This window comes from Kineothrix alysoides, assembly GCF_000732725.1.
In the GTDB taxonomy this organism is placed as follows: domain Bacteria; phylum Bacillota; class Clostridia; order Lachnospirales; family Lachnospiraceae; genus Kineothrix; species Kineothrix alysoides.
Map to the genome: position 1 here is coordinate 1,472,522 of NZ_JPNB01000002.1, position 25,101 is coordinate 1,497,622.

The 25,101-nt window shown below is 43.4% G+C and carries 14 protein-coding genes and 1 other annotated feature; of the genes, 10 read left to right on the forward strand and 4 right to left on the reverse strand.

Annotated features, from left to right (window positions below; genetic code table 11):
- The 7 genes from CC90_RS0117840 (at position 1) to metE (ending at position 11,325) form a co-directional block, all read left to right on the forward strand.
- Positions 1 to 1,707 (forward strand): ABC transporter ATP-binding protein, encoded by a 1,707-nt coding sequence (locus tag CC90_RS0117840; RefSeq protein WP_031392075.1) that lies wholly within the window; start codon positions 1 to 3, stop codon positions 1,705 to 1,707.
- 131 nt (positions 1,708 to 1,838) lie between these two features.
- Positions 1,839 to 2,423 (forward strand): TetR/AcrR family transcriptional regulator, encoded by a 585-nt coding sequence (locus tag CC90_RS0117845; protein WP_031392076.1) that lies wholly within the window; start codon positions 1,839 to 1,841, stop codon positions 2,421 to 2,423.
- Between the two features lie 23 nt (positions 2,424 to 2,446).
- Positions 2,447 to 3,148 carry an ABC transporter ATP-binding protein gene (locus CC90_RS0117850; RefSeq protein ID WP_031392077.1) on the forward strand — a complete coding sequence of 234 codons (702 nt, stop codon included), beginning with the start codon at positions 2,447 to 2,449 and terminating at the stop codon, positions 3,146 to 3,148.
- Positions 3,148 to 5,625: an ABC transporter permease gene (locus CC90_RS22600; RefSeq protein WP_035315825.1), complete on the forward strand. Its 2,478-nt coding sequence runs from the start codon at positions 3,148 to 3,150 to the stop codon at positions 5,623 to 5,625. Before CC90_RS0117850 ends, CC90_RS22600 begins: the two co-directional genes overlap by 1 nt.
- Before the next feature lie 254 nt (positions 5,626 to 5,879).
- Positions 5,880 to 7,421 (forward strand): phage tail sheath subtilisin-like domain-containing protein, encoded by a 1,542-nt coding sequence (locus tag CC90_RS0117860; protein ID WP_242843331.1) that lies wholly within the window; start codon positions 5,880 to 5,882, stop codon positions 7,419 to 7,421.
- Positions 7,422 to 7,494: 73 nt separating this feature from the next.
- A complete protein-coding gene (locus CC90_RS0117865) occupies positions 7,495 to 8,925 on the forward strand; it encodes a DUF512 domain-containing protein (RefSeq protein WP_031392080.1) in 1,431 nt (476 codons plus the stop codon).
- A 132-nt stretch (positions 8,926 to 9,057) separates the two neighbouring features.
- On the forward strand, positions 9,058 to 11,325 hold the full coding sequence (gene metE / locus CC90_RS0117870) for a 5-methyltetrahydropteroyltriglutamate--homocysteine S-methyltransferase (RefSeq protein WP_031392081.1): 2,268 nt from the start codon (positions 9,058 to 9,060) through the stop codon (positions 11,323 to 11,325).
- Between the two features lie 192 nt (positions 11,326 to 11,517).
- On the opposite strand, the gene CC90_RS0117875 is transcribed toward metE, so the two are convergent.
- Both CC90_RS0117875 and CC90_RS0117885 read right to left on the reverse strand, forming a co-directional pair.
- Positions 11,518 to 12,738, reverse strand: coding sequence for a pyridoxal phosphate-dependent aminotransferase (locus CC90_RS0117875; RefSeq protein ID WP_031392082.1), 1,221 nt, complete (start codon positions 12,736 to 12,738; stop codon positions 11,518 to 11,520).
- Positions 12,739 to 12,863: 125 nt separating this feature from the next.
- Positions 12,864 to 13,112: a binding site (T-box leader), on the reverse strand.
- A 127-nt stretch (positions 13,113 to 13,239) separates the two neighbouring features.
- On the reverse strand, positions 13,240 to 13,686 hold the full coding sequence (locus tag CC90_RS0117885; protein WP_051869762.1) for a cupin domain-containing protein: 447 nt from the start codon (positions 13,684 to 13,686) through the stop codon (positions 13,240 to 13,242).
- Positions 13,687 to 14,167: 481 nt separating this feature from the next.
- On the opposite strand from CC90_RS0117885, the gene CC90_RS0117895 reads away from it, so the two are divergent.
- Positions 14,168 to 15,208, forward strand: coding sequence for a DMT family transporter (locus CC90_RS0117895; protein WP_031392085.1), 1,041 nt, complete (start codon positions 14,168 to 14,170; stop codon positions 15,206 to 15,208).
- Positions 15,209 to 15,320: 112 nt separating this feature from the next.
- Here the strand turns inward: CC90_RS0117895 and CC90_RS0117900 are convergent, their stop codons facing one another.
- Complete coding sequence (locus tag CC90_RS0117900) at positions 15,321 to 17,111, reverse strand: methyl-accepting chemotaxis protein (protein ID WP_031392086.1); 1,791 nt, start codon at positions 17,109 to 17,111, stop codon at positions 15,321 to 15,323.
- A gap of 368 nt (positions 17,112 to 17,479) precedes the next feature.
- Between CC90_RS0117900 and CC90_RS0117905 the strand changes: the two genes are divergently transcribed.
- On the forward strand, positions 17,480 to 18,100 hold the full coding sequence (locus tag CC90_RS0117905; protein ID WP_031392087.1) for a flavodoxin family protein: 621 nt from the start codon (positions 17,480 to 17,482) through the stop codon (positions 18,098 to 18,100).
- A gap of 305 nt (positions 18,101 to 18,405) precedes the next feature.
- On the opposite strand, the gene CC90_RS0117910 is transcribed toward CC90_RS0117905, so the two are convergent.
- On the reverse strand, positions 18,406 to 19,461 hold the full coding sequence (locus CC90_RS0117910) for a LacI family DNA-binding transcriptional regulator (RefSeq protein WP_031392088.1): 1,056 nt from the start codon (positions 19,459 to 19,461) through the stop codon (positions 18,406 to 18,408).
- 424 nt (positions 19,462 to 19,885) lie between these two features.
- Here CC90_RS0117910 and CC90_RS22605 point away from each other — a divergent pair, with 424 nt between their 5' ends.
- Positions 19,886 to 24,736: an alpha-amylase family glycosyl hydrolase gene (locus tag CC90_RS22605; RefSeq protein WP_081906048.1), complete on the forward strand. Its 4,851-nt coding sequence runs from the start codon at positions 19,886 to 19,888 to the stop codon at positions 24,734 to 24,736.
- Positions 24,737 to 25,101 lie beyond the last annotated feature (365 nt).

The window sequence follows — 25,101 nt, forward strand, 5'->3', positions numbered from 1 at the left end:
ATGATAAAACAGGAAGTATTCCGGATGGGAAGAATGCTGAAGCTGTCCATAGGTGGAATTGTCGTGGAAGGATTGCTTAGTATCAGCGGATTTTTGGTATTGTATCAGATACTGGAACTGATTTTTGGCTCGGGCATGGATATCCGCGAATTGCTCATTCTGACCGTTGTTGTTACAGGTATTTTTATTGCAAGGCTTATTCTGTATTCGGTCTCTTATGTAGGCAGTCAAATTGGCGGTTCCGATGTAAGCAGGAATATCAGGATTGCTCTTGGCGATAAGATGAAAAGAATACCGCTGAACCGTTTTATAAAGAACAAAACTGGATTTTACATAAATGGAGCATCCAGTGAAGTGGCTGATTATGAACAGATTCTTACACATAAGCTTTCGGATATTGTGAAACTCTCCGTTCTTGTAATTGCATCCGGACTGGCAGCAGCCTGCATATATCTGCCGGTAGGAATCATTCTTATTATTTCATCTTTACTGTTGATTCCGACCATGTACCTGACGATTCGGAAGGTAAAATTTCATGGGACAAGAAAAAACAGGGCAAGGCAGGAAAATGTCAGTGCCATTACGGAATATATATCGGGAATGCAGACGCTCCGGGCCTATGGCATGGGCGGACGAAAAAATGAAGTCCTGACAAGAGCTATGAAGGATTATTCAGATATCAGCTATCAGTTTGAAAAAGTAGTGCTTCCCATTGGCTCCATTTATATGGGAATCAGCTGGCTGGCTCTTCCGATTATTATTATATTGACTGCAAACGCTTACATGCAAGGGATAATAATACCACAGATATTGATTTTACTGACTATGCTGCCTTTGTATGTGGCGAAGTCCAATGGTTCACTGTTCATTCTTTTTTTATCCTACAAGAATTTGATGCTGTCCAGAGAAAATATTGAAAGAATTCTGGGAGAAGAGGAAGAAACAGCGGATGTGGCACGATTCGAGCCTGAGGATTCCGGTATTGAATTTGAACATATTGCGTTTTCTTACAACTGCGGAGAAGAAATATTAAGGGATGTCAGCTTCAAAATTAAACAGAATAGCTTTACTGCAATTGTAGGTGATTCCGGATCAGGCAAATCCACCATTCTTAATCTGATATCAAAATATTATCTTCCGGATTCCGGAACGATAAGAATAGGCGGATGTGATACAAAAAGAGCATCGTCCGAACAGGTACTGTCAAAGATTTCGGCAGTCGATCAAAATGTATTTTTGTTCAATGATACCGTGAGGAACAATATCCGATATGCAAGAGCAGATGCAACGGACGAAGAGGTAGAAGAGGCCTGTCTGCTCGCAAATTGTGACGGATTTATCCGAGATATGAAAAATGGATATGACACGCAGGTTGGGGAAAATGGAAATCGGCTGTCAGGAGGAGAGAAACAGCGGTTATCCGTAGCGAGAGCATTAATTAAGAATAGTCCGATCATTCTTCTGGATGAAGCAACAGCATCTTTGGACATTGAAAATGAATTACTGGTAAAGCAAGCCATTTCACAGTTGCTGAAAACAGATCGGACTGTTATTATGGTAGCGCATACACTACCGATTGTGAGACATGCAGATCAGATTTTGGTAGTAAATGATGGAAAAATTGTGGAAAAGGGAACACATGAGGAGCTGCTCGAACAGCATGGAAAATATGCGGCTATGTGGAAGGCATCACAAAAATTAAAATAAAAATAGTAAGATTGAGCCATATTGAGAAATCTTATCAGATACAAAAGGGGTGCGTCATTGCATTCCTTTTTCTGTTGCAGTACAATTTATGTGACCGAATAATATTGACGGTCATATAAAAGGAGAAATCTATGCCGCCTATATTTTCAGAAGAAGAAAAAGAACAGATCCGAAGAAGATTGTTGGAAAAAGCGTCGGAGCAAATGCTTGAGAAAGGAATTAAAAATACGAAAATCTCAGAACTTGCAAAAATGGTCGGAATCGGAAAGGGGACCTTCTATCATTTTTTTTCATCCAAGGAAATGCTTGTTATGGAGGTAATGTCTCAGTGGAGAAGGGAAAAATTAGATGCCTTTCAGCAATTGCTGAGTAAAAAGGGAACCATGACCATTGATGAATTGTTTGAGTGGTACCAAAGCGCATTCTTTAATCCGCAGGAGAATCTTATATACAAGATGACTGCGGAAGATGAAGAATGGCTGAAAAAGACGGTTCCATCCGAGCTTATGTATAATCAGGAGCGTGACGAACAGGTAATTCATATTTTATTGGATCATACGACAGGCATTAAGGAGAATCTGGATTATGGAGTTATTGCTAATTTTCCGAAGATTATGGCATATGCTCTGGAAAATAAAGACATGATGAACGAAAAGGCATTAAAAGAAAACTTTCGCCTGATTATGAAGGCGTTATATGAATATGTAAAAGCATAAAATGAGGAGGAGTGAATAGAAGCATGAGCTTAGTAGAATTTCAGGATGTTGTGAAAACCTATGGAACGGGAGAAGGAAAACAGATTGCAGTCAATCATGTTGACTTTACTATCGAAAAGGGGGAATTTGTTGTTATTCTTGGTCAGTCAGGAGCCGGAAAATCAACCGTATTGAATATGCTTGGAGGTATGGATGTTCCGACGCAGGGGAAAGTGATTATTGACGGCATGGAAGTTTCCGCCATGAATGACAAGCAGTTATCCAATTATAGGGCGAAGACGATCGGCTTTGTATTCCAGTTCTATAATTTGCTGCCGAGTCTGACCGCATATGAAAATATTGCACTGACAAAAAACATAGTAAAGGATGCTTTGGAACCGACAGAGCTTCTCAAAGCAGTGGGGTTAGAGGAACACAAGGACAAATTTCCTTCCCAGATGTCAGGAGGAGAACAGCAACGAGTATCTATCGCAAGAGCGCTGGCAAAAAATCCGAGGATAGTGTTAGGAGATGAACCGACCGGTGCACTGGACTCAGAGACGGGAATCACCGTACTCGAATTATTACAGGATCTGTGCAAAAAAAAGCATCATACGGTCATCATAGTGACACATAACGCAGATATTGCGAAGTGTGCGGATAAAGTGATACGGATGAAAAATGGAAAAATTCGTGAAATAATACATAATGAACATCCGCTTCCGGTAAGGGAGGTAAACTGGTAATGCTCATAAGAAAAATGCTTCGTGAGATGCAAACTAATTTTGGACAGTTCTTTTCCGTATTTTTGTTATCTTTTCTGGCAGTATGCATGTTTACCCTCCTCAAGGCCAGCAATGTCGGAGCATATCATGCTCTGAATAATTTCCATCAGAAAACAAATCTGGCAGACGGCTGGCTATATGGAGAAGGATTCTCCGATGAGGATTTAAAGAAAGTAAGAGAGCTTTCTGATGTCACTGATGCGCAGTTGCGTATGCAAGTGACCGGAACTTCCGTAGGGCAGAACAACGCTCAGATTGAGATTTTTCTGGAAGATGAGAATCTTCTGACAAAGCCATATGTGTTAGAGGGGGTTGAATTTAATCCTTCTGATACAGAGCATTTATGGTTATCTGAGCGTTTTGCAAAGGAATGGGACCTGTCGGTGGGGGATGATTTTGCGGTTACATATAATGGAGTGTCGGTAGAAAAGAAAATAGCAGGTCTGATTGCTTCACCGGAATTCAGCTATATGTGTGCAGACACCGATTTGGATGTAGATTTTAAGAATATAGCCTATGTATATATGTCCTACAAGGCATTCCCTGTGCGAGAATATGTGGAGCATTTGATTGCTGCGGGAAAGATCACTGCCAATGATGTGCTGGAGCATACGAAACTGCTGGATGCCGTACTTGAACAATTAGAAGCAAACGGATTGACGAAAGACGCAATCACACAGGAAATGCTGCTGAAAAGAATCGATGGACTCAGTGATGAAAAACTTCTTGCCATGATGCCGTATACGCAGATGATTTTGTCTACTGATAAAGAAGATGTTCTGGCCTTGGAAAATGAAATATCTGAAGCGGTAAATGGCGATTATGCCGTATTTGTGGATAAGGATTCCATTGCAGGAATGAAGGTCCTGGCGGATGAGCTAAGCCAGCATGAGCAGTTTGCTTATATATTTACTATGGTATTTGTACTGATTGCCCTGCTGGTTATTATGACTGCTATGAGCAGAATGGTGGCTAATCAGAGAACCCAGATTGGAACCATGAATGCTCTTGGGATGAAAAACAGTAAAATTATGAGACATTACTTGGGGTATAGTTTTGTCATATCCGCATTAGGAGCTGCTTTTGGTTTAATTGTCGGACCATTGTGGTGGGGGCAGGCATTGACAGAATTGTTCGTATCCTTTTATACCATTCCTGAATGGAAGGCGGCTTATGACAATTCATTTTTTATAGCAGCGGCAGTTGTTGTTCTGGTCTGCACCTGTACATCGTATTTAAGCTGCCGCAGACTGCTTCGTGTAAAGCCATCCGAAGCGCTGCGTCCGGCACCGCCCAAGTCCGGCAAGAACTGTATTTTCGAAAAGCTGCCCTTCTGGAAGGGGCTGGGGTTTACGGTACAGTATAATCTGAGAGATATTTCGAGAGCCAGATTACGCGCTTTTATGGGCATTTTTGGAACAGCCTGCGGCATGATGATTATGGCTTGCGGATTAGCTTGCAATACAACGCTCGATAATGTGTATGATTGGAATTTTGCAAAATTGCAGAATTATGATTATAATATCCAATTTGCAAAGGACATTACGACGCAGCAGGCGGATGCATTTTCGAAACAGTATGGCGGAGAGCTTATTATGGCAGACAGTGTGGAGGTTGCGGCCAAGGATCATGCGCTGTCCGGCGATAAGAAGACAACGGGGGTTGTGGTCACAGAGGGGAAAGGCTTCTATGGAATTACTAATGTAAGGCAGGAGGAGGTGTCCATTCCGGAAGGAACGGTAGCCATTTCTTCTAAGCTTGCACTTTCGCTTGGCGTTGAAGTAGGGGATGGGGTTTATTGGCATATCTATGATAAAAATGAGTGGTATAGAGCTACTGTTGGGGTAATCAGCAGAAATCCTACGAGCAGCGGTATTACCATGCTAAGAAAGGACTTCGAAGAGACGGGCAATAAGTTCTTACCTGCTTTTCTGTTTACGAATGAGGATGTTACGGGTTTGGAACGAACAAACAGCTTGATTACGGCCACACATAGTAAAACGGATCGATTGGAAGCTTTTATGCAATCGATGCAGATTATGTATGTGATGGTAGGAGTGTTGATTGTTTTTGCAGCCATTTTAATCGTAGTTGTTTTGTATAATTCGGGAAATCTGTCTTTTAACGAAAGAATCAAAGAATTTGCCACATTAAAAGTATTAGGATTTGAGAGTAAGCAGATTCAGAAAATACTAACCATCCAGAACCTTTGGCTGTCTGTCATCGGAATATTTCTGGGAACGCCGTTCGCAAAAATAATCCTGCAATATATGTTTGACAGCAATGGCGACAGTTATGATTATGAAGCGGTGATCTCGGCAGGAGATTATATATATGCAGCAATATTTGTACTGGGCATTTCTGTACTCGCAGGAGTTTTTTTCTCCAAGAGAATAAGACGGCTGGATATGGTGGAAGTGCTGAAGGGTATGGAATAGGGGATGGGGTATAAATGTGTCTGCTGCAGAAGTTTTTTGCACCGATAGCGTCAAGCTGGAGATTGGGAAAAGCAGAGGTAATGCGTTGCTGAGAGAGGAGTGTGCAGTACCTGTCCGGAAACGTATCTTGTAAAATAATGTACATAAAACTGGACATAGATAGTAAACTGATGTAATAATAAATATTATTATACTAGGCATTCGGTAAGATACACTTTTATACTGTGGAAGAAAAAAAGGAAGAGAGGAACTGGTTGCCAGATACGGTATCTGGAATCGGGAAGATTATGTCAGAATATTTATCTCCGGGAGTATATGTGGAAGAATTTGATAGTGGTCCCATGCCGATAGAAGGGGTAAGTACCAGCATTACCGGATTTATTGGTTTGGCGGAGCGCGGGCCGGTGGGCGGCTTGCCGGTGCCGGTCAGTTGTTTCGGGGAATTTAGAACAATATTTGGGTATTATCTGCCGGAAAATCAGTTTGGCCCTTACTGCTATCTGGCTTACGCTGTAGAACATTATTTTGCTAACGGGGGAAGCCGTTGTTATATTTCCAGGGTAGTGCCGGAAGATGCGAAAATGGCATCATGTATATTAGAAGGCGGTCAGATGAGGCTGACGGCAAAAGCTCCGGGTGCGTGGGGAAATAAGCTGAGTGTCAGTTTCAAGCCGTCGGCTCCGGATAAGTTCGATATCACAATTCGCAGCATGGATATCTATATGGAGGAAGTGATTTCCGCCGTCTCATTCAATCCTGATGATTCTGACTATATAGCGAATAAATTGACGAAGTCGAAATTAGTAAGTATCGAAGTAAATACCTGCGATACAAAGGCACCGTCCTGCCTATCGCCTGCCGGAGTTGGAGCCGGCGAGTTTTATTCAGTTACATTGAGCGAAGGTTCTGACGGTTCTGTCGATGCTGTTAATGCAAAAGTCTTTACTGGTAAATGCCAGGAGTTCGGAAAGCGTACAGGGCTGCAAGCCTTTTTAGATAACAAGGATGTCAGTATTATAGCTATTCCGGGGATTACTGATGTAGAAGTACAGAAGGATTTGATTGCTCACTGTGATAAACTTGGCAATCGCTTTGCTGTTCTCGATTTGCCACAAGGAAAAAACAGCGTGGCCGATGTACAGTCTCATAGAGAGATATTTAACAGCCCGAATGCTGCCTTTTATCACCCGTGGATAGAGATTTCCGATCCACTGATGAAACGAAGCATTTTTGTTCCTCCGTCCGGGGCAGTCGCCGGAATCTATTCCCGCACGGACGATGAACGGGGCGTTCATAAGGCGCCGGCTAACGAAGTTGTGCGCGGTTGCACCGGCGTGGAATATATGTACAGTCAGGAAGAACAGGATAGAATCAATCCCGGGGGAATTAATTTGATTCGCGTGTTCCCGGGCATGGGTATCCGGGTATGGGGTGCCCGCACTTGTTCATCTGATAGTGTATGGAAGTATGTAAATGTACGGCGGTTGTTTATTTTTCTTGAGGAGTCGATTAGGCAAAGCATTACATGGGCAATATTTGAACAGAATAATCAGATACTGTGGGCCCGAATGACGATAACGATCGGGAACTTTTTAACAAGTGCGTGGAGGAGCGGGATGCTGGCCGGAGTTATACCGGATGAGGCATTTTTTATCAAGGCGGATAAGAGTACAATGACCAGTGATGATATTGATAACGGCCGTTTTATATGCCTTATAGGAGTGGCGGTGGCGAAGCCTGCGGAATTTATCACATTTACGATTGTGCAAAAGACGGGCACTAATGATATAAAATAGAAATACCTGATTTGCAGGTTTATTTATTGTGAAAATAGGCACCTGCCGGTTTTCGCTTGAAAGGAAGATACATTTGAGCAGAAGAAAGAATCAGGGACATCTGATCAAAGAGATATATCCGGATTCTATCGCGGAAGAAATGGGAATTGAAGTAGGTGATATCCTGCTGGCGATTAACAACGAAGAGATAGAGGATGTATTCGATTACAGATATTTAATTAAGGATGAATATATTGAAGTATTAATCAAAAAGCAGGACGATGAAGAATGGCTGCTGGAGATTGAAAAAGATTATGATGACGATTTAGGAATAGAGTTCGACAACAGCTTGATGAGCGATTATCGTTCGTGCAGCAATAAGTGCATCTTTTGTTTTATTGACCAGATGCCTCCGGGAATGAGAGAAACGCTTTATTTCAAAGACGATGACTCGAGACTGTCTTTTTTGCAGGGAAACTATATAACTTTGACCAATATGCAGCAAAAGGATATTGAAAGAATTATACGGTTGCATCTTGATCCGATCAATATATCGGTGCAAACGACTAATCCGGAACTGCGTTGTAAAATGCTTCATAATAGATTTGCCGGAGATAAACTCAAGTATTTGGATATGCTGTTTGAGGGTCACATCGAAATGAACGGGCAGATTGTATTATGTAAGCATGTGAATGACGGAAGAGAGCTGGAAAGATCGATTGAAGATTTATCAAAATACCTTCCTTTTATGCGAAGTGTTTCTGTGGTTCCTGCCGGAATTACAAAGTACCGGAAGGATTTGGCTTCTCTGGAACTATTCGATAAGAAAGAAGCCGGAGAAGTGATTGACATGATTGAAAGCAGGCAGAAGGAATTTTATGAGGAATACGGACTTCATTTTATTCATGCCAGTGATGAATGGTATATTACTGCAGAAAGGGATTTCCCGGAAGAGGAACGATATGACGGTTATATACAGCTTGAAAATGGCGTTGGTATGATGAGAGCTTTCATCGATGAATTTGATGAGGCACTGGAGCTGCTCAAGGAAAGCCTGGAATGCAAGAAAATCAAGAACAATATTTCCAGAACGCTCACTATGGCCACAGGGAAGCTTACTTACCCGACGATTAAGAACTTTGCGGCTCAGATCACGGAGCTTTTCCCTCAAATAAAGATTAACGTATGCTGCATTCGGAATGATTTTTTTGGAGAGACAATCACGGTATCGGGACTTATAACCGGACAAGATTTGATAAAGCAGTTAAGGGAAAGAAAGGATAACGGGGAATGTCTTGGAGACGAATTACTTATACCGTCCAATATGCTGAGGATGGGAGAGCAGGTCTTCCTGGATGATATCACAGTAAGCGATGTGGAAAAAGAACTGGAGATGAAAATAGTTGCATTGGAAACAGGCGGTAAAGAATTTATCGATGGAGTGATTAATGATGATTATTTGATGAGCAGGGACAATGAAAACTTCGTTTATATAAAAGCCTTTAAGCAAAAAGATGAGGAATAAATGAATATAAGTGCGCATTTGAAATAGTTTAAAACTATATCAAATGCGTATTTTTTTGTATTTTTCAAGCTCATAAAAATAAACTATGCTGTTTAGAGGACAGTATTGATGGAAATAGTAAGGAGATTGGTGATGAAAAGTGCAGTAATTGGCTTTCCGAGAGTAGGAAAGTTAAGGGAATTAAAGTTTGCGTCAGAGAAATATTTTCGCGGAGAAATATCGGAAAAAGAATTAAACGCCGTAGGAAAGGCTTTAAGAGAAGAACACTGGCGGTTACAAAAGGATGCCGGCATTGATTATATATCTTCCAATGATTTCTCATTCTATGACGGCATGCTGGATACGACTGTTTTGCTGAATGCGATTCCCGGGGAATACAGGGAGCTGAATCTCAGCGAAAATGGAGTTTATTTTTCGATGGCAAGAGGGTATCAGGGTGCGCAAGGTGATGTAAAAGCCTTTGCTATGAAGAAGTGGTTTAATACGAATTATCATTACCTGGTACCCGAGCTTTCTAGTGATACGAAGATCAAACTTTCGGGAAATAAACCTTTCGATGAATATGAAGAGGCAAAAGCCATTGGAATAGAGACAAAGCCGGTCTTAATAGGTGCGTTTACTTTTTTGAAGCTTGCAAAATATAATAACGGAAAAAATGCGGATGATTTTATGGAAGATATCATTCAGTGTTACAAGAATATTCTGGAAAGGTTTGAACGACTTGGTACTGAGTGGATTCAGATTGATGAACCGGCTCTGGTAACTGACCTTTCGAATGCAGATATTGCGCGATTTGTAACATTATATAAAGAAATATTGAAGGGTAAAAATAAATCTAAGGTGTTGCTTCAGACCTATTTCGGAGATGTAAGAGACTGTTACCGGGAGCTTGTGTCTTTGGCCTTTGACGGGATCGGATTGGATTTCCTGGAAGGAAAAAAGACGCTTGAGCTTATAGAAATAAATGGATTTCCGGAAGATAAGTTCTTATTTGCCGGGGTTGTGATTGGAAAAAATATTTGGAAATGTGACTATCGAATAACGCTAAAGCTGCTTAACGAAATCAAGCAATATGCGAATCAAATTGTTATAGCGACCTCGTGTTCACTGCTTCATGTTCCGTATACCCTGGAAAATGAAACAAAGCTTGAAGACGGTATCCGAGAGCACTTTTCATTTGCAAAGGAAAAACTTTGTGAACTTCATGAGCTTTCTTATCTGGCAGAAGAAGATTTTGAAGCATCTCGTAAATATATAGATAATCAAAAGGTATTTAAGACGGCCAGGCTGTATGAGGATAAGAAGGTACAGGCAGATGTTTCCGCCCTTTCGGAAGAAGACTTTAAGAGAAAATCGGACAGGCAAGAACGGAAGCAGATTCAGAAGAATCATTTTCAATTGCCGTTGCTGCCAACAACAACAATCGGATCATTTCCTCAGACGCTGGAAGTGAAGAAGAACAGGAGCAGCTTCCGGAAAGGTGAAATTGATCAGGAGACATATGACAGGCAAATATTTTTGTTCATAGAAGATTGTATCAGAAAACAGGAAGAGTTGGATATAGATGTACTTGTGCATGGAGAATTTGAACGCAATGACATGGTAGAGTTTTTCGGTGAAAATCTTGCCGGTTATGTATTCACTGAAAAAGCGTGGGTTCAGTCTTATGGCACGAGATGCGTAAAACCTCCGATTATTTTTGGAGATGTAAAGCGTATCAGACCCATTACCGTTAAATATTCCGAGTATGCTCAGAGCTTAACTGATAGGCCGGTTAAGGGAATGCTTACCGGACCTGTTACTATATTGAACTGGTCATTTCCCAGAGAAGATATCAGCCTTCAGGAGATGGCATATCAGATAGGAATTGCGATTCGGGAAGAAGTGTGTGATCTGGAAAGCGCAGGAATTAAAATGATACAGATAGATGAAGCAGCGCTTAAGGAAAAGCTGCCCATTAGACGGGAGGAATGGTACAGTGAATATTTGGACTGGGCGATTCCGGCATTTCGCCTCTGCCATAGTAAAGTGAATCCGGAAACACAGATTCATACACATATGTGCTACAGTGAGTTCGAGGAAATCGTAAAGGATATCGACAATATGGATGCAGATGTTATTTCGTTTGAAGCATCCCGTTCAAAGCTCACTATTATTGACGCTTTGCAGGCAAATCATTTCGAGACAGAGGTAGGTCCGGGGGTGTATGATATCCACTCACCGAGAGTGCCGACGGTAGAAGAAATTGTTCAGGCTTTGAAGAGAATGCTGGAAAAGATAGATAAAAATGATTTGTGGATAAACCCGGATTGTGGCTTGAAGACAAGGGGTGTTACGGAAACGGATGCGAGCCTTAAGAATTTGGTGGAGGCAGCAAAAGCAGTGAGGGCGCAACGATAGCCAAGGCTCAATATTATGAAGCGCAAAGGGTCAAAGGCATATTCATCCCGATGTCATTAGCGAGTCTAGAATAAGAAAACGGTACCGGGTGAAAGCTTAATAGATTCTAATCGGTCAATAGGGAAAAAAGCATTGAAACCGAAAATAATTAAAAATTCAATGCTTCTTACCCTAATTAGACCATTCCACATATTATTCGCACTGCTGATAATCCTGAAGGAAATCCTTAAGCGACTCTGCCGCAATGCTAAGCTCATCAACACAAGGAAGATATACGATACGGAAATGATCGGGCTTTGCCCAATGAAAGCCGCCGCCGTGTGTAAAAAGTATCTTCTTTTCTTTAAGAAAATCCAATACGAATTTTTCGTCATCTACAATATGAAATTTTTCAATATCCACATACGGGAACATATAAAATGCTGCTTTGGGCTTTACGACACTAAGCCCCGGAATATCGGTTATGGCATTGTATATATACTCTCTTTGCTCATAGATTCTGCCTCCCGGCAGCAGCATCTTTTTGGCATCCTCAAGGTTTTCCAGTGCAGTTGGTATTAAGGATTGTGCCGGAACATTGGAACACAGCCTCATGGAAGAAAGAAGATTAATACCTTCTATATATCCCTTTGCCCTGGATTTATCTCCGCAAAGACACATCCATCCACAGCGATAGCCCGCTAAGAGATGAGACTTTGATAAGCCGTTAAAGGATACGGTCAGTAAATCCGGCGCCAGCGAAGCTAACGCGATATGCTCAAGTCCATCCATAACGAGGCGGTCATAGATTTCATCGGCAAATAGAATTAACCCATGCTGTCTTGCCAGTTCTACGATCTGGAGAAGAATTTCTTTCGGATAGAGCGCACCGGTGGGATTATTAGGATTAATAACGACAATAGCCTTTGTCTTATCCGTAATTTTATTTTTCATATCTTCGATATCCGGATACCATTCATTTTGTTCATCACATATGTAATGTACAGCAACTCCGCCTGACAATGTAATGGAAGCGGTCCACAGCGGATAATCGGGTGAGGGAACAAGCACTTCGTCACCGCTGTTTAAAAGTCCCTGCATACATAATGTGATCAATTCGCTGACGCCATTTCCGGTATATATGTCGTCCACAGAAACATCAGGCATATTTTTGCTCCTGCAGTATGCTGCGATTGCTTTTCTTGCGCTGATCAGTCCCTTGGAATCCGAATAGCCTTCCGTGTTCGTAAGATTTTCCGACATGCTTTTTATTACTGCGTCCGGTGCTCTGAAGCCAAACGGCGCCGGATTTCCAATATTCAATTTCACTATTTTCTCTCCAGCCGCAATCATTCTGTTGGCCTCATCCATAACAGGTCCCCTGATGTCATAGCACACATTGTCAAGCTTCGATGATTTTTCAAACGTTCTCATAGTAAAAACCTCCTAATATTTTTTCTGTAATAGGAACCCCTATTACATAAGCAATGGATACGCAGCTGCGCGCGCGGAACAAAAGCTGTTCTGACAAAGAAAAAGCCCCAAGCGTAAATCTTTACGCTTAGGGCGAATATGCTAATATCCGTGTTACCACCTAAATTCAGGAAAACCTGCTCTCATCCATCACAATCATGATGTGTCCCTGTAACGTGGGAATACGTCGAAACCTACTAAGCATATCATTCCAAATGCGCCTTTGGGCTCCTCTGCTCCGGAACTGCTTCACCATGAACTCCATAAGGATTCTCACCAGCCATCCTCTCTCTGAAACTTCATTCATGCTTACTACTTTCCTTCATTGCATTTATCTTTATCATTAAATGAATTTTAATTACTTATAGATGTTTTGTCAATAGTCTTTTTGCATAAAAGTTATTATATATTTAAGCAGCGTCTTAAGTGCAAGCAGCATTTTTATGGATATTCATAACTTTTCTAAGATTCCTTGTTAGTGAACCATTCGTCTTTCGTGTTAAAGACTGCGTTATAGGAATGAAAAGCCGGTGCGTAGACTGTAAACATTTTCAAATCAATTGGTCCCATATTAATTACGTTATACCATATACCGGCTGGGACAAATGCCCCAAACCCGCTGTATAAGAGTGATTGAAAATTAAGGCAATTTTCGCAGTTGCCCATAGTTATCAATGCGCTGCCCTGTTCAATATAAAAAAACTGATCTGAATTTTGGTTTATAGATAAACCGGTTTCGGAACCGACAGGTACAGACATGAGCGCAAACTGCATATTCCGGCTGGTCCACTTTGTGGCAAAGAAGAGATTGTTATTTATGGCTTCCAGTGCTAAGTTAGTTACAAAAATACTAGAGGTTTCACCCATATTGCCGGAAGCACCGGGTGATTCACCAGTGTTAAAGTCCATGTAATTACTCCTTGAGATTTCTTATAGTATTATTATATGTATATGCGGAATGCAAGTGTAAAAGTTTGTCGAAAATTATGAAATTTAGAATTTAATTTCTTATGATTTATGGTTTCGCCTCGATTAAAAAGACGTTATCCGTACTGTTTGCTACATCCATGGCAGTATCGCAAAGGATGCATCACAGGTGATCGGATTGCCTTATAGGATTAGGGTGTCAAAAAGGCATAGGCCTTTGATATAAATTTGTACCTTGAAAAATTAACACGATATGAAAAAACACTCATTTTTCTGGTATAATAATGATATCGAAAAACAAGGTGACATTTATGGCATTTCTAGCAAACAGTAATCAGCAGATAACTTTGGAAGACAGCACGTTTCATCTCACCGAGCGGGAAAAGACGTTCCCAGATAAGTCCTGGGCTAAAATGTTTGCGGAAAAATCTTTTTTTGTAAAGAGGAGATCAGGTAACAGCATATGAAAAAAACAGCAATATTTATGGCAATTCTGGCGGCAGTCTGCTATGGAATCAGCGCTCCCGTCTCAAAAATTTTATTAGAAGAGCTTTCTCCCGTATTCATGGCATCGCTTCTCTATCTGGGTGCCGGAGCAGGGATGCTTATCGTAAATCTGTTAAGAGGAAAGAGGTCAGAACAGAAGGAAGCGAAAATTACGAGAAACGAGCTTCCTTATGTAGCCGGAATGATAGCCCTGGACATTGCGGCCCCGATTTTTCTTATGCTCGGTCTAAGCCTTACCACATCGGCGAACGCGTCTTTGATGAATAATTTCGAGATTGTGGCAACGGCGGTGATTGCTTTAGCAATTTTTAAGGAAGCGATAGGGAAAAGAATGTGGATAGCCATATTCCTCATCACCGCGTCGAGCATGATTTTATCTGTTGAGGATTTTAGTACATTTTCCTTTTCCATAGGCTCGTTATTCATATTGCTAGCCTGCGTCTGCTGGGGCTTTGAAAACAATTGTACGCGGATGCTGTCGCTAAAAGACCCATTTGAAATCGTCATTATCAAGGGTTTCGGCTCGGGCTTTGGCTCCCTTCTTATAGCGGCTGTCTCATCCGAAATCATTTTTCACGGGGTTTATATCGCTTTTTCTTTTTTGCTTGGATTTGTGTCCTATGGACTTAGCATTTTCTTTTACATCCGCGCGCAAAGGGAGTTAGGGGCAGCGCGCACAAGTGCATATTATGCTGTTTCGCCATTTATTGGTGTATTCCTGTCGTTTATGATTTTCGGTCAGGATTTGACTCTTTCGTTTTCTGTTGCGGCCGTTATTATGGCGGCAGGGGCATACCTGGCGGCGTTTGAGAAACATGAGCACACCCATGTACATCATGAATCGGATCATGAGCATAGGCATAATCATAATGATGGACATCATATCCATACTCACGATTATCCGGTAGAGGGTGAGCACAGTCATCCTCATATCCACGAAGAAATGGTACATACCCATGTTCACACCCCGGACCTGCACCACACTCACGAGCATTAAATTATAAAGGCGAGGAAACCCCAAAGGTGACATGCATCTGCTTACAGTAAGCAGTGGAGCTGTCAGGATTTCCCCGCCTTTTAAATATTAAAACCTTATATTCTTATTTAGATTATGACGTCTTGAAGCCTGCTACCAAGACCTGCAATTCTTTGATGCGGTCATTTACATTGTTGCTGAGGTCGGCAATAGAAATCATGGATGCGAGAATTTCCTCAGAACCGGCGGAGGTTTCCTCTGTAGTAGCAGCATTTTCCTGTGCGCTGGCGGAAAGGTTACTAATATGCGACACCACATTGTTGCAGCTTAAGTTCATCCGGTCGTTGATACTTTCTAACGCATCGATTTGTGTGTTGATGACCTCCAGGTTGTTGGCGATAGCCGTATATTTGTTCTTCGTATCATCTACGCTCTTGGTCTGTACCTGTACCGTATCCCTTGCCAAATAACTCTGTTCCTTTGCCAAGGCAGCATTTTCTTGTAATTCCTTCAGCATCGCGTTAATGGTTCCTACGGACTCGGCAGATTGTTCTGCGAGCTTGCGTATTTCATCGGCGACCACGGCAAAGCCCTTGCCTGCATCTCCCGCTCTGGCAGCTTCAATGCTGGCATTCAGGGAGAGAAGGTTGGTCTGCTCTGCGATTTCCGAAATGAGAGAGCTGGCTTCCCCTATCCGGTCGGCGCTGGTATTTATTTTATCTATGACTTCCAATATCCCCAAGAAAATTTTCTGACTGTTCTTATTGATCTCGGTAAGGCCGTTTACCACATCTAATCCTTCCATCCCGGCTTTGTTTATCTGTTTGGAAGCTTTTGCCAGAAGTGCGCCGCTTTCGGCGCTCTGTCCGATGACTTCTTCTAAATTCACAATTTCTGATGCTGACTGTTCCGTATCTGTGGCCTGAGAGGTGGCAGTGCTTGCAATTTCTTCAATTGCTCTTGCGATTTCTCCCGTGGCAACGCTGACCTCATCGGTGCTTCTTACCATTGTTTGGGAGGAGCTGCCTATTTCGAGGGAGGCGACACTTATTTGCCCTACGATTTCCTGCAGGGAAGCGAGCACAGTATTGAAGGAAGAGGATAGAATTCCCAGCTCATCCTTGCTGTTTAAAGAAAGAGTATCCTGTGCAAGGTTCTTTTTTGCCAGTTCGTTCATGCTATCGGTTATCTCATTGATATGCTTTCTTAAGTAACGTATAGTTATTAGGGCGAGGATCATAATTACCGCGATAAAAAAGATAGCTGCCGAGGTTACCCAGAGGATTTGGGACTGAATCTCTTGCTCCAACTGGGTGGAGCTATAGTCACTATACAGAGTGAGCAAATCCTGCATCTCATTGAGGCACTCTCTTGCTGTATCAAAAGATTCGTCCATCATATGAAAGTCCCCTTCCCCTGTCTCCGGGTTATAAGCGGACTGCCAGATAGCGAAATTCGTGTTAAACTCATCCAAAAGATCCTTTACTGTTTTATCCTTTTGCAGGAACCCCTCCGGATCATCGGCGTTTTCAGAGCCGTTAATCAGTGCGAAAAGAATGTGAGGAGTGTAATAATCCATTAACTGTGAATCGTTTTGCAGATATTCCGCAACCTTATTGGCATTGTCGATTGTCTGCTGCGCATTTTCTTTGTATACGGCCCTTAGATCTGTGAGCTGTTCAGAGTCGGAAGCATCCAAGGAGTTAATGCGTAATGCGGCTTCGTTGGCTTGATAGAAATCCCTGTCGCTGCTCAGCAGGCTTACGTGTGTCATATATAGATTAACATAAAAAATATCCCGACTGCGTTTATAGGTGGAATTGACGGTACTGTCAAATAAGAACAGCAGCAAACATAATCCCAAAATGGTAGGTAACACAATTAAAAGCAATTTGTTTCTAATCGATAGATTTTTAAACATCATTTGTCGCCCTCCTGCAATAAGTTATCGAATAAGTAAATGTCTCTGCCCCTTAGACATATTATATCATTGTTGCTATGGAAACACTATCAATAAATATTGTGAGAAGATGAAGTTATATACGATTTTGAGAAAAAACGTTTTTATTTTTGAGTATATTCTTCACTTTCTTTTTGGATAGTATATGACTAGAATGTGAGTACTTGAAGTTTTTCTCTTTTGTATTAAAATTATAGTTAAGAGTAATGTTTTATGCTGCGCATTTACAAGAAGTGGTGTTGTGAGCCTGTTTCGCGATTGACCGGCGCAGATGCATTAGTGAAATAAAAGTTGTCTTTTGATGAAATCACTTAAGTGAAGGAGGTTGTAATTTGAAAGTATTACTTATTAACGGAAGTCCTCATGAGAAGGGCTGCACGTACACCGCACTGTCGGAGGTTGCAGGTACGCTTGAGAAGAATAAAGTAGAAACGGAAATATTATATCTTGGTACCAAGCCGGTGGCAGGCTGTATTGCCTGCGGGAAATGCGAGGAAACCGGCCGTTGCATTTTTAATGATAAGGTAAATGAAGTGTTGGAAAGACTGGATGAATATGATGGCATGGTTGTAGGCTCCCCTGTTTACTATGCCAGCGCCGCCGGACAGCTTTGCGCCTTCCTCGACAGGTTATTCTACAGCGGAGGAGACCGTATGGCAGGTAAATGCGCCGCTGCTGTTGTGTCCTGCCGTCGTGGTGGTGCCAGCGCTGCCTTTGACCGCCTGAATAAATACTTTACCATCAGCAATATGCCCGTGGTCTCCTCTCAGTACTGGAATCAGGTACATGGCTTTACGCCGGAGGATGTAAGAAAGGATGAGGAAGGATTGCAAACCATGCGGACCCTCGGAGAGAATATGGCATGGCTTTTGAAGAGCGTGCAGGCCGCACGTGAAAAGGGATTGATGCTGCCGCAGTATGAACCGTATGTGGCGACTAACTTTATCCGTTAGTGGATCTTTGCTTTTTGCGAATCCCAGTGATGTGGTTTGAGACATTTTATAGTCGTATTTATATTCTTTTATTATTCTCTTATGATGAGACTTAAATAAGGTACCTCCTAAGCCGCTTTATAGCTTTTGGGGGTACCTTTGGTATTGTAATTAGGAACTATTGCAGTATAAGTGGATGCGCAGCTACGCGCGCGGAACAAAAGCTGTGCTGCCAAAGAACTTGGTCGCGAGAGTGTGCGAAGCGCACTTTTGTTCAGCAAGGAATATGAAGGATTGCACGGCCTTTTCAGGGGATTTCCTCCGTATCAGAGGTGTGCGGGTCCGCTGCTTTCCCAAATTACAAGTTCCGGTGAAAAATCGACGGCATCCTGAGCAGGCAGCCCCTGTATCTTGTCAAGCAGCAGCTTGATAACATGGCGGCCCAGCAAATCGTTGTGACGGTCCAGACTGGTGAGCCGGGGGGTTAAGTACTCGCCGTCATAAAAGCGGTCACAGCTTACCAAGGAGATATCCCCGGGGACGGAGAGCAGCCTGTCCGATATTGCGCGCAGTGCGCCCAATGATACGTTGTCGTTCATTGCGAGCAAGGCGGTAACAGGGGTCCCGCAGTCAAGAATCTGCAAGGCGGCATGGTAGCCGTCGGCCATATAATAGTCGGAGGTAGCAACGAACTCCGGTGCATCCTCCAGCTTCAATTCTAAAAGTGTGCGGTGATAGGCATCCAGACGGGATTCTGTAATGTAGACTTCCCGTTCGCCTCCTACGAAACCAATTCTTTTATGACCTAATGAGGCCAGATAGCGAATGGCCGTGACGATTCCGCTGTCATTTTCCTTATTCACGAAAGTGCAGGGAATATCGGGGAGCTTTCTCCCGATTACTACGGCGGGCACGGTAGAAGCGAGACGTTTCAGGGCTTCTATGTAGCTGTCGCCGATTTCACATAAGTCGATTTGCCCTCCGGCAATGATGACTCCATCCACTTTTTTATCTAAAATCATCTGAAAGTAAGTTTCTTCCTTCCGGCGTTCGCCCGAAGCGAAGGAAACCGCTGAAAATGCTGTATTACATAAAATAACCGAATAGCCTGACTGGTGGGCAGCCCATTCGATTTCGGAAAACAGCGTGGAGAAGTAAGGATTGGTGATGTCGGGAACGATAACGCCAAGTGTCTTCGTCTGCTTCAGGATAAGCCCTTGTGCCAGCGGGTTAGGGGTGTAATGATATTTATCGATGACCTTCTGAACGCGCTCCTTCGTCTTTGCCGATACGGGAACCGTGTTGTTTAAGACGCGAGAGACGGTCGCGATGGAGACTCCGCTCTCTTCCGCAATTTGTATGATTGTAATATTTTTATCCATAAAGTCCTCCTCGCCTACTATATTTTATCATGGGGAAATACAGTTTTCAATCGGTAAACTCCACATGATATCGTTAGTTTATTGTAAGACTTTATTGGACGGAGAGTACGCTCGATGTGTGCAAACGTAATTTCTGTTTCGATGCGGACCCCGATGGTGTGATAAGCCTGATAGTAATACTTGTAAAAGTTTGAAATCATCATTTACTTTTATACGTAGTATTTATTTTCGAAAAAAATAGATATAAATAAAAAGTGAAATAATATAAAAACCACTTTTTTTTTGTAACAAAACACTAAAATATATAAAGATGATTCTTGAAAATTAAACAATTGTTTTAATAATGCTATAATATTATAATTATATACGAAAATATACGAAAATAGAATTTATCAAAAGAAGGAAAGGGAGAGGTGTGGTTCTTATGTTCAAAGTTGAAGGGGGGAAGACAATGAAAAGCGTGTGTAAAAGATTAATTAGTTATTTGCTGGCATCTGTAATGATACTGTCCATGCTGCCGTCATTGCCTGCCAAAGCGGCTGAAAAGGGTGCCAATCTGGTGCCGACCATAGAGTCGGACGGACAAGTTATCTTTTATTATCAGGGGGATGGAACCGAGGAGGAAGTGTATGTCAAGGGTTCCTGGGATACTTCCTGGGGACAGTATTTTTACATGAACAAGGCGGAAAACGATTTCTGGAGTGTGACCTCCACGGGATTGGATGCCGGAAAAAACTATGAATACGGAATTATGGTAAAGAAAACCGGGGATGCAGAAGCAGGATGGATAAACCAGCCCAACCAATCGGCATCCGGCGCTAATCCCCAGATTATCAGGAATCCCAAAACAAATGCAAATGGAACGGTTACGTTCTATTATTATCCTTCTTCTGGTGAAGCGGCGGGAGATATAAAGGTTACCTATACGGATAGCGAAGAACAAAGTGAAGAAGTAGGATTTGCCCAGGATGCCAATTATCCTACCGTATACTCCGCGACCACAGGAGTGCTGAACGGCACGTATACCTATGAGCTGAGCGTCGGCGGTAACCCGATGCCGTACTACAACAGCAATACAGATACGTTTACCGTCAGCGGCGCCGCACCGGAAGCTGATCCGTCGAAGCAGAGTCCGGTAATAGAAGATGGCGGCAGCGTGACCTTTTACTATTATGATCCTACGGCAAGCGAAGTGAAGCTGGCCGGTAATATGACTGATTGGGCGGCCGGAGCCCGCCCTTTGACTTATGACGGCGCCACCGGATATTGGAGCGTTACGCTGACACAACAGCAAAATGGTATTTATGAATATAAATTCATCATAAATGGAAGCTCCTGGCAGAAGGATCCTCTGAATATGGGGACAGGGGAGAATAGTACCTATACGTTAACGAATGGATATATACCGGATGTGGTAAGTCCAGTAGTAAACGGAAAAACTGTCACCTTTTATTACAAGGGAGCATCTACCGATACGGTAGTTCTGGCCGGCGATATGAATGGCTGGAAACCGGACGGGGAAGATGCCGCATATATGACGGATTATGACGCCTCTTCCGGCCTTTGGTCCATGACCCTTCGCCTGGAACCGGGGACGTACTCGTATAAATATGTGGTAAATGGCAATTGGATAAACGATCCGGCGAATACAGCCCCTCAGGCTGGTGGTAACAGCACATTTACCGTGGCGCAGCTGCCGGACGGCTATTACACATACAATATTTACTACTATGATACCAGGCATACCGGACAAAAGGATGCTGCTCTCTGGATATGGGAAGACGGCGGAGTGCCGGGAGCGGAATATCACTTTACCGGGCAGGAAACAATAGAAGGACATACATGGCTTAAGGCTGAGTTAGATTTGAACTTTAATAACCTGAGCGTTATTCCCAAGAAATATTCGCCCGGAGCAGTAGACTGGGGATGGCAGGACGTAACGAGAGGGCATGATTTTACCGGTGTGGATACTGCGAGAAATTTGTATCTGATATTCGGCGATTCCACCGCTTATACGGAATGTCCTGATCTTTCCGCCATATCGGAGGAAGACCGTTACGTAGTGGTAGAATATACGAGGCCGGGCGGGGATTATGACAACTGGAATATTTATACATGGAACAGCGGCTATGGCTCAGAGGTAACCGTACCCTTTGAAAAGATAGCGGATGGCAAGGCTGTCGCCAAAGTGCCGGTAACGAAATCGGTAGCGGAACTGAACTTCTGTGTGCGCTACAGTGAGACGGACAATCCCTGGGCCGAGAAGGACGGCGGGGATCATTCCGTTAAGATTCCTGCGGACCAGACGATAGCAAAGGCCAGATTTGTACAGAACAAGGGCATAACGGAGATACTGCCATATAATATCGGCTATGAGATCGACGCGGCGGCCGGCAGTGTGAGTTTCTACTACCGCGACAATGCTCTTTTCCGTGATGGAAGACAGGAAGAGCTTGCAGGCAAAGTAAAAGTATGCATTGATGGTGTGCCGGGGGAGGAGAGCGCAGATACTATTTATAATATGACCTACGATACGAAGAATGAGCGGTATGTCTATGTGCACAACAGCCTGACAGAAGGAGAACATACTTATTGCTATTTCATAGATAATGAGCGGAAGCTGGATGCTTACAATACGAAGACAGATGCTTCCGGGCTTATGTCCGTATATGAATACCATTCTTTTGCGGCGCAGGTAGGGACGAGCCTGGCGTACGCGAGTATGGACTACAATGACAACAATTTGCTGATCATAGAGCTGACCGATGACCAGGGACAGCCAATTGAGGGCATGGAGGCAACAGAGATAACGGCAGACTTAAGCAGTCTGGGCGGTACAAAGACCTCGGTAGACCCTGAGCTAATGGCACTATCCTTTGGCGTGCGCTATAGCAGGGCGGCCGGCAGGGCGGCTATTCCGGTAACGGTTAAAGATCAGTACGGAAATATATATACCGGAAGTGCGGAGGTGGAAATAAAAGCCCGGGAAAAGGGAAATGATTTCGACTGGGACGAGGCGGTAATCTATTTTGCGGTAACGGACCGTTTCTTTGACGGCAATGCGGCGAATAACGATGCTGACGGCATCGGAGATTATAACACCGGCGTGAACGGAAGCTCCAGCTATCATGGCGGAGACTTCGCAGGACTTACACAGAAGCTCGATTATTTGAAGGAGCTCGGAGTCAATACGGTATGGATCACTCCTATCGTGGAAAATTATATGGCAGACGGTCTGACGACGGATGTGGCGGGCGTCAAGTCCTATGGATATCACGGATATTGGGCGAGTAACTTCGAAAAGCTGAATCCTCATCTGGGCAGCGAAGCCGATCTGCGTACTTTAGTGGATGAACTGCATCGCAGAGGAATGAAGCTGATGGTGGATGTAGTGCTGAACCACACCGGTTACAATACCAATGGAACGAATATTACAGGATATTTCAATGAAAAACTGCCGGGTAAGGGAATGATCAGAAATGCGCAGAACACGGTAAGCGGCAGTGAAGTACTGGACAGTCTGGCAGGCTTGCCCGACTTTGCCACGGAGGATGCGGATGTACGTAACCTGTTGATTGCATGGCAAAGCGCATGGGTATCGGAATTCAATATCGATTACTTCAGGGTGGATACGGTAAAGCATGTAGAAGATACTACCTGGGCAGCTTTCAAGAATGCATTGACCTTGATCGATCCGGAGTTCAAGATGATCGGAGAGCAGTCGGGAGCGGGCTATGCCACCTCCGCAGGAAAACTTCGGACCGGCGAGATGGACTCTCTGCTGGATTTCGATTTTAATGACAAGGCCATCGATTTCACGACCGGAAAGATAAGTGAGGTAGAGACCTTCTTGGGTAATAGAAGCGAAGGGATCGATAATACTGCCATGATGGGAAGCTTTCTTAGCAGCCATGATGAGGATGGACTCAGATATCGCCTGCAGACGGAAATGGGAATGAGTGAGGAAAGCAGCTATGACGCGATGAAAGTTGCGGCAGCGCTTCAGATTACTTCCAAAGGACAGCCGGTTATCTATTATGGAGAAGAATTAGGACTAACCGGAGCTAACAATTATCCTTACCAGACGAACCGTTATGATTTCGACTGGTCAATAGCAAATGACGATAATGACATGCTCAGCCATTACCGGACATTGCTTTCTATAAGACAGGAATATAGTGATGTCTTTGCAAAGGGCAGCCGCAGTACCATACTGGTATCCGAAAAAGATGGATATGATATTTTTAAAAGAAGCTACAACGGAACTGATTTGTATGTCGCTCTGCAGACGAAGAACCAGGTACAGCAAGTGAAGTTTAATATGGGCAAGGCAGGAGATGCCGTTACTGACCTGTACAGTGGGAACGGATATACGATAGCGGCGGACGGCAGCGTACAGATAACGCTTCCGAGCGCAGCAGATGGTGGATGTGCAATCTTTGCAGTTACAGACTCGGGCAAGGAACCGGAGAAACCGGTTACCCCTGAAACGAACAAGCCGGGAACCAATATATCGGCCGGCGTATCGGGCAGCGGCTCATCCTCTGCTTCGGGAAGCGGAAGCGGCAGTCCGCAGGTAATGGTGGACTGGAACCGTATTGCTTCTGAGCTGAGAAGTCAGGCAGCGGGCGGCTATATCAACGGCAAAGCACCGGTAAAAAATGTGCTGTCAGGCAATCATATTATAGTGCCTTTCGATGTAATACAGATATTGAGCGAAAAGCAGATGACATTGGCAATGCATACCGGAGAGAATCTCGCCTTCAGTATCAGCGGAGAGAACATGCTGAAAACGGTAAAAACAGGGGGACTGAATCTAACGGTGCGTCAAGGCAAGTCAGTGGCTCCGGCAGCTTTAATCGATGAAAAAGTGCAAAACACCGTAACAAGCAGACAGATTTCTGTAGTGAGCCGGGACAGCTTCGGTATGGTCGTAAATATGCATCTGGCTCTTGGGGCGGAAAATGCGAACAATTATGCAAATCTGTACCGTTACAACGAGCAGCGGAAGCAGATGGAATATCTTGGATCTTTCCGCATCACAGATAACGGGCAGGCGATGTTCGGTATTACGGGCGGCGGCGAGTATCTGGTTACTGTCACAAAGACATTGCCTGCGGAGAAGGTGGGAGGAATGTATACGATTATGAAAGGGGATACATTATCGGATATCGCGTCAAGATTCGGAGTGAAGCTTAAGGATTTGATTGCAGCGAATCCGGGAATTGCCAATGCGAACAGGATTCGACCGGGACAGCAAATTACCCTTCCATAAATATTGAGTTTTTCTGATTTTAATAAAGATACCGGTGCACCGCTTTTGAAAGCGGGTGTACCGGTATCTTTTTAATTCTGTAACAGGAAAATGCTCCTATTACAGAACAAATGGATGCGCAGCTACGCGCGCGGAACAATAGCTGTGCTGTCAAATTGTATTATCTCAACAAAACGCGAATAAAAGGAGTGAATATATGGAGTAAAAGCAGGAGAATATGATTGACATCTTTAAATCTCGGTAGTATATTGAAAATAGAAATGTAAAGGTTTTCAGAAAACGTTTACAGAAAGCTTTAAATGAAAAATTATTAGTCCGGATTTTAGTTGGTGGAGATGAGAACATCCACGCTGACAGCATGAAGA

Bases quoted from the DNA above. Each gene is read 5' to 3' on its own strand.
- CC90_RS0117885 (WP_051869762.1), bottom strand. From the start codon at position 13,686: ATGGACTTTAACACTGGTGAATCACCCGGTGCTTCCGGCAATATGGGT.
- CC90_RS0117910 (WP_031392088.1), bottom strand. From the start codon at position 19,461: ATGGATAAAAATATTACAATCATACAAATTGCGGAAGAGAGCGGAGTC.
- CC90_RS0117845 (WP_031392076.1), top strand. From the start codon at position 1,839: ATGCCGCCTATATTTTCAGAAGAAGAAAAAGAACAGATCCGAAGAAGA.
- CC90_RS0117900 (WP_031392086.1), bottom strand. From the start codon at position 17,111: ATGATGTTTAAAAATCTATCGATTAGAAACAAATTGCTTTTAATTGTG.
- metE (WP_031392081.1), top strand. From the start codon at position 9,058: ATGAAAAGTGCAGTAATTGGCTTTCCGAGAGTAGGAAAGTTAAGGGAA.
- CC90_RS22605 (WP_081906048.1), top strand. From the start codon at position 19,886: ATGTTCAAAGTTGAAGGGGGGAAGACAATGAAAAGCGTGTGTAAAAGA.
- CC90_RS0117850 (WP_031392077.1), top strand. From the start codon at position 2,447: ATGAGCTTAGTAGAATTTCAGGATGTTGTGAAAACCTATGGAACGGGA.
- CC90_RS0117875 (WP_031392082.1), bottom strand. From the start codon at position 12,738: ATGAGAACGTTTGAAAAATCATCGAAGCTTGACAATGTGTGCTATGAC.
- CC90_RS0117895 (WP_031392085.1), top strand. From the start codon at position 14,168: ATGAAAAAAACAGCAATATTTATGGCAATTCTGGCGGCAGTCTGCTAT.
- CC90_RS0117840 (WP_031392075.1), top strand. From the start codon at position 1: ATGATAAAACAGGAAGTATTCCGGATGGGAAGAATGCTGAAGCTGTCC.
- CC90_RS22600 (WP_035315825.1), top strand. From the start codon at position 3,148: ATGCTCATAAGAAAAATGCTTCGTGAGATGCAAACTAATTTTGGACAG.